Annotated in this window: 5 protein-coding genes; all 5 read right to left on the bottom strand. The window is 35.8% G+C overall.

The window, feature by feature from the left end; genetic code table 11:
• Nucleotides 1-105 precede the first annotated feature (105 nt).
• On the bottom strand, nucleotides 106-861 hold the full coding sequence (locus RRY75_RS13905) for an ABC transporter permease (RefSeq protein WP_332493588.1): 756 nt from the start codon (nucleotides 859-861) through the stop codon (nucleotides 106-108).
• On the bottom strand, nucleotides 833-1,804 hold the full coding sequence (locus RRY75_RS13900; RefSeq protein ID WP_332527866.1) for an ABC transporter substrate-binding protein: 972 nt from the start codon (nucleotides 1,802-1,804) through the stop codon (nucleotides 833-835). The genes RRY75_RS13905 and RRY75_RS13900 overlap by 29 nt, the downstream gene beginning before the upstream one ends.
• 93 nt (nucleotides 1,805-1,897) lie before the next feature.
• A complete protein-coding gene (locus tag RRY75_RS13895; RefSeq protein WP_442935410.1) occupies nucleotides 1,898-2,428 on the bottom strand; it encodes a Fe-S-containing hydro-lyase in 531 nt (176 codons plus the stop codon).
• Nucleotides 2,429-2,436: 8 nt separating this feature from the next.
• A complete protein-coding gene (locus RRY75_RS13890; RefSeq protein ID WP_334309730.1) occupies nucleotides 2,437-3,279 on the bottom strand; it encodes a fumarate hydratase in 843 nt (280 codons plus the stop codon).
• Between the two features lie 9 nt (nucleotides 3,280-3,288).
• Nucleotides 3,289-4,452, bottom strand: a complete 1,164-nt coding sequence (gene ytvI, locus RRY75_RS13885; protein WP_332493593.1) for a sporulation integral membrane protein YtvI — start codon at nucleotides 4,450-4,452, stop codon at nucleotides 3,289-3,291.
• Nucleotides 4,453-4,853 lie beyond the last annotated feature (401 nt).

The raw sequence follows: 4,853 nt of genomic DNA, 5'->3' as shown, positions 1-4,853 counted from the left end.
CTGATGCACCTAATAAAACACTTACTTTCCCAGATTCAAATTCAATATCAAAATTTTCATACAGAGTACCTTGATCATATTTTTTTAACAGTCCTTTAACCTGTATCATTTCTTTCTCCTTTCAAGCAAGCGCATGACTCCATATTCACATAATCCACTAAGCACCACAATAACCACTACCCAAGCAAATAAGGTCTCTGTTTCCAAATAAGATTTCGCACTTAGCAAGTTGTATCCCATAGAGTACCTAGGTACCGCAAGCACCTCTGCTGCAATAACCACTTTCCAACTCAATCCAACTACCATACCCAAACCAGCTTCTATATAAGGCTTTACCTGAGGCATATACACAGCCCTAATCACCTGACTTCGTTTCACATTAAATACCTTGACCATCTCTAACAATTCTTGATCCACACATTGAAGCCCCTTTAATACATTGGTATACATTACGGGATAGCACATTAAAAAGCAAACAAAAATTGGTACAGTATCTTTGGAAAACCACAAAAGCGCTAATATAATAATCGCAATAACAGGTGTACTCTTTAGCAAAATAATTAAAGGTGCCAGTATTTCTCTAAACCATCTAAAGAAGCATGCTCCAAGCGCGCTCAAGCAACCTATTCCTACCGACAAAGCAACACCCATTCCTACTCTATAAAACGTCAAAAGAATCTCTTGATAGAATCTAACTTCTTCCATTAACTCCAATAGTTTATTTAGAGTTGCATAAGGGGAAGGCACCAAAATATCCTTCCCCACAAAACTATGCACACATTGCCATACCATAATCCAAATAAAAATAATAAATCCTTTTTTTACCACTTGTTTACTTTGTTGAAGCATAGAAGGCTTCATCTGGCACTTTACCCCCTATAGATTTAGGATTCGCAGCACCCAGAATCTCATAAAACTTAGTGAGCATTTCACGAGATCCCTCCGCATCTTTATACACAATATTACAAGCAGGTATAGCCTTCTTCGCTATTTCAACATCAAGTATAATCCCATATGCCACAGTTAATGCTGCCGCTTGCTTTGGATTATTTACCACAAATTTAACTGATTGCTCATAAGCTTTAAGAAAATTTTTTAATTGTTTTGACTCCTCCATAGCAAACACCTTTTTACCTATCATAATACCCATTGGCAAATCCATATTCTCAGCATTTTTCCATATTTCATTCACATCAAGAGCCGCCTTCATCTGCTCATTATTAGCTAATACTGTTGTTACAAAAGGTTGCGGAAGCAATGCAATACTTCCTTCTTCCGTTACTACTTTGGATGCTATATCTGCATGACTTCCCATAAACTCTATATTTATATCTGTTGCAGGATCTATACCATTCGCCTCTAATATGTGATTTAAAACAAATTCAGGTGTACTATCTTTTCCGCTAGAAAGAATTGTCTTACCTCTCAAATCCTCCACTGTTTGAATACTATCCCCATTTTCTACTATGTATAACACACCTAATGTATTGGTTCCTAATAGTTCAACTTCACCATCTGTTTTATTATATAAAACAGCGCCCATATTCGATGGTACACAAGCTATGTCAACTTCACCACTTACCACTTTTCCCACTATTTCATCTGGACTTTCATATAAATTTATATTATATTTTTTAGATACATTTTCTTGGTCAGACATAAGCTTAACCATCCCTATCCCTGTTGGACCATTCAAGGCAGCTATCTCTATCGGATTTACACTCCCAACCTTTTGACATCCACTTATTACCAACACACCTGCAATACTTACAACAGCCATAACTTTCTTAAAATAAATTCTCATATTACACCCCTTAATTTTAAGATTTTTATCCATGTTCTAAATCTGTATTAAGTCAATAAATCTTTAATGTCATTTTACTCACTACATTTTTTCTTAACACCTTATATATAAATTATCCCCTTCACTATCAATCGTTACGATAGCTGGAAAATCCTCTACTTCTAATTTATAGATAGCTTCTGCACCATACTCTTCATAAGCTACACACTCCATACCTTTCACACATTTAGAAAGTAGCGCGCCCGCCCCTCCTACTGCTGTTAAATATACACTGCCATATATTTTCATAGCATCTATAACACTTTGATTACGCAAACCCTTTCCTATCATCACAGTTTGCCCTTGTTCCATCATCCATGGTGCATATGCATCCATACGCCCACTTGTAGTCGGCCCACAGCTACCTATTATATGCCCTGGTTTTGCAGGTGCTGGCCCTGCATAGTAAATAGCAATTTCTTTCAACTCAACAGGCAGTACTTTTCCTTCTTTCGCATCTTCTACTAATCTCTTATGCGCAGCATCCCTTGCTGTATACATTATCCCACTAAGCAAAAGACGCTCTCCTACTCTCAAACTTTTAGCCTGCTTATGTGTCATTGGTATTTGAACTTTTTTCATCACTTAACCTCCTAAAACCTTATTGTTACATGCCTATTTACATGACAGCCTATATTGACAGCTAACGGCATAGAAGCTATATGACAAGGATAATCCTCAATGTGTACAGCCAACGCAGAAGTTTCTCCACCCAAACCTTGTGGCCCTATACCCAAAGCATTAATTTTTTTTAAAAGTGTTACTTCTATTGCTTGCATACGCTTATCCTTGTTTCCTTCACCTACAGAGCGCATAAGTGCTTTTTTTGCAAGCAATGTGCTTTGTTCAAAGTTTCCACCTATTCCTATACCAACTACCATCGGCAAGCAAGCATTAGAGCCTGCTAATCGAACTGTTTCTAATACTGCTTGCTCTACCCCTTCGATACCTTGAGAAGGCGTAAGCATATAGACCTTACTCATATTCTCGCTCCCACCACCCTTAGGCGCGACAATCATCTCAATCTCATCACCTGAAACTAGGTCATAATGAATAATAGCAGGCGTATTGTCTCCTGTATTTTTTCTATAAATCGGATTCTCTACTATAGACTTTCTTAAATAACCTTCCTCATATCCTCTTCTAACACCTTCATTGATAGCTTCACTCAAAAGTCCACCTTCTATAGAAACTGCTTGTCCTAACTTCACAAAAACTACTGCCGTACCTGTATCCTGACATATAGGAATAGATTCCTTTTCAGCTAGATATGCATTTTTACAAATATCTTTAAGAATTTCTTTTCCTAACTCATTGCTTTCTTGTTGCACTTTATCCTCTAATACTTTAAGCATATCATTCGGTAATTTATAATTTGCTTCTATGCATGCCATTCTTATTTTCTCAATAACTTCATTAACATGAATCTTTTTCATATCCATTTCCTACTCCTTATCTTTATTTTTCTGAATTAGCTTTTTAATAACTTGAATTTTTTCTTCTAGTTTAAATTGCTCCTCTATCTCATGACTTTTCTGAGCTTCTTCTCCTGCCATTTTAAACATTGGCAGCACTCCTATCGCTTGCAAAGTTTTAAGCATCACCGCAACTATAGGTCCTAATATAAGTCCAAATACCCCTATAGTCTTAAATCCAATATACATAGCCATAAGTGTTACTAAAGCATATACGCCAATTTGACTAGATAGTACCTTCGGTTCCATAATTTGTCTTATTACTACTATAATCCCATATATTGCAATAAGCCCTATTGCTAACACAGCATTCCCTGATATCAAATGAAACAAACACCAAGGAATAAGTACCGCACCGCTCCCAAACATAGGCAATGCATCCAAAAGAGCAATCCCAATACCAATCAACAGAGCATAGGGCCTTTGCAAAACAAGTAATCCAACAAAGCAAATGACCAAAGTAAAACACATCAAAATAAGTTGTGTCTTAATATATCCCCCTAATGCTTTTTTAAGCCCATTTTGTAAAAGCACTATTTTATCAATTACTTTTTCAGACATCTGAGCCTTAACAAAATCTTTAATCATTTTTCTATCCTTAGTCATGAAAAAAGTAGCTATAAGCACTACTATTACAAAGAAAATGCCATTAGGTACCTTAGTTACTACACCTGCTGTACTTGTTATAACTTCTGCAAAACCACTAATATTAGCTAACACTGTTTGTACAAGGTCCTCCAAGGACTGTATAGCCTCTGGCAAAGGCAACATATCCATAACCCCTTGGAACTGTACTTGTACACTTTCTAGTGTAGCTTGTATTTGACTAACATAATTAGGAAAAGCAGCCGCAAAACCAACAATTTGTTGCCACAACTGCCTAATAATTACTGTTATAACGCCCATAACACCCGTTAGTACTGTTACCATGGATAGAAGTGTCCCCACGCCTCTTGGAACTTTAAGGTGTCTTTTTAATAATGTTACAAAAGGATTTAACAAGCTTGCTAAAATCCAAGCTATTACAAACGGCAAAACAAGTTCAAGTATATATTTAAAGAAGAGATACCCCCCTAGTACAGCAACTAGCAAATACCCTATACGCATTATTTTCTTCCATTGATCTGTCCCCATCAGCAACACCCTCTTTCTTTTAAAAAACAAGTCTATCTTTATGCTATAACGGGTATTTCATGCTGTCAAGTTAGATAAGTGAGTATTTTATATATTTTTTCAAACATATCTGTTAACTCTTTAAGACAAAAAAAAGAGACATCACATTGGGGAAATGTGATGTCTTAAAATAGAGTTTTGTAAGGGTTTGCTATTTACGGAAATAATTTTGTTACTTTTATGTGTAATTATATGTTTAGGGGAGTTTAGAAATGATGCAAATACGGAATCTTTACATTTATCTAATCAAGGGTTTAGGGGAATAAAAGTAACAAAAAATTACTCCCAAAGTAATATTTTCATATTACTTGTCCGTTCGTGTAATATAATAACATCTATTTATGAACATTTATCATCTATTT

The sequence above is a fragment of the Niameybacter sp. genome (genome assembly GCF_036655075.1).
GTDB lineage: Bacteria > Bacillota > Clostridia > Lachnospirales > Cellulosilyticaceae > Holtiella.
Note: the sequence above shows the minus strand (reverse complement) of the source record. Positions and strands in the feature narration are given on the sequence as shown.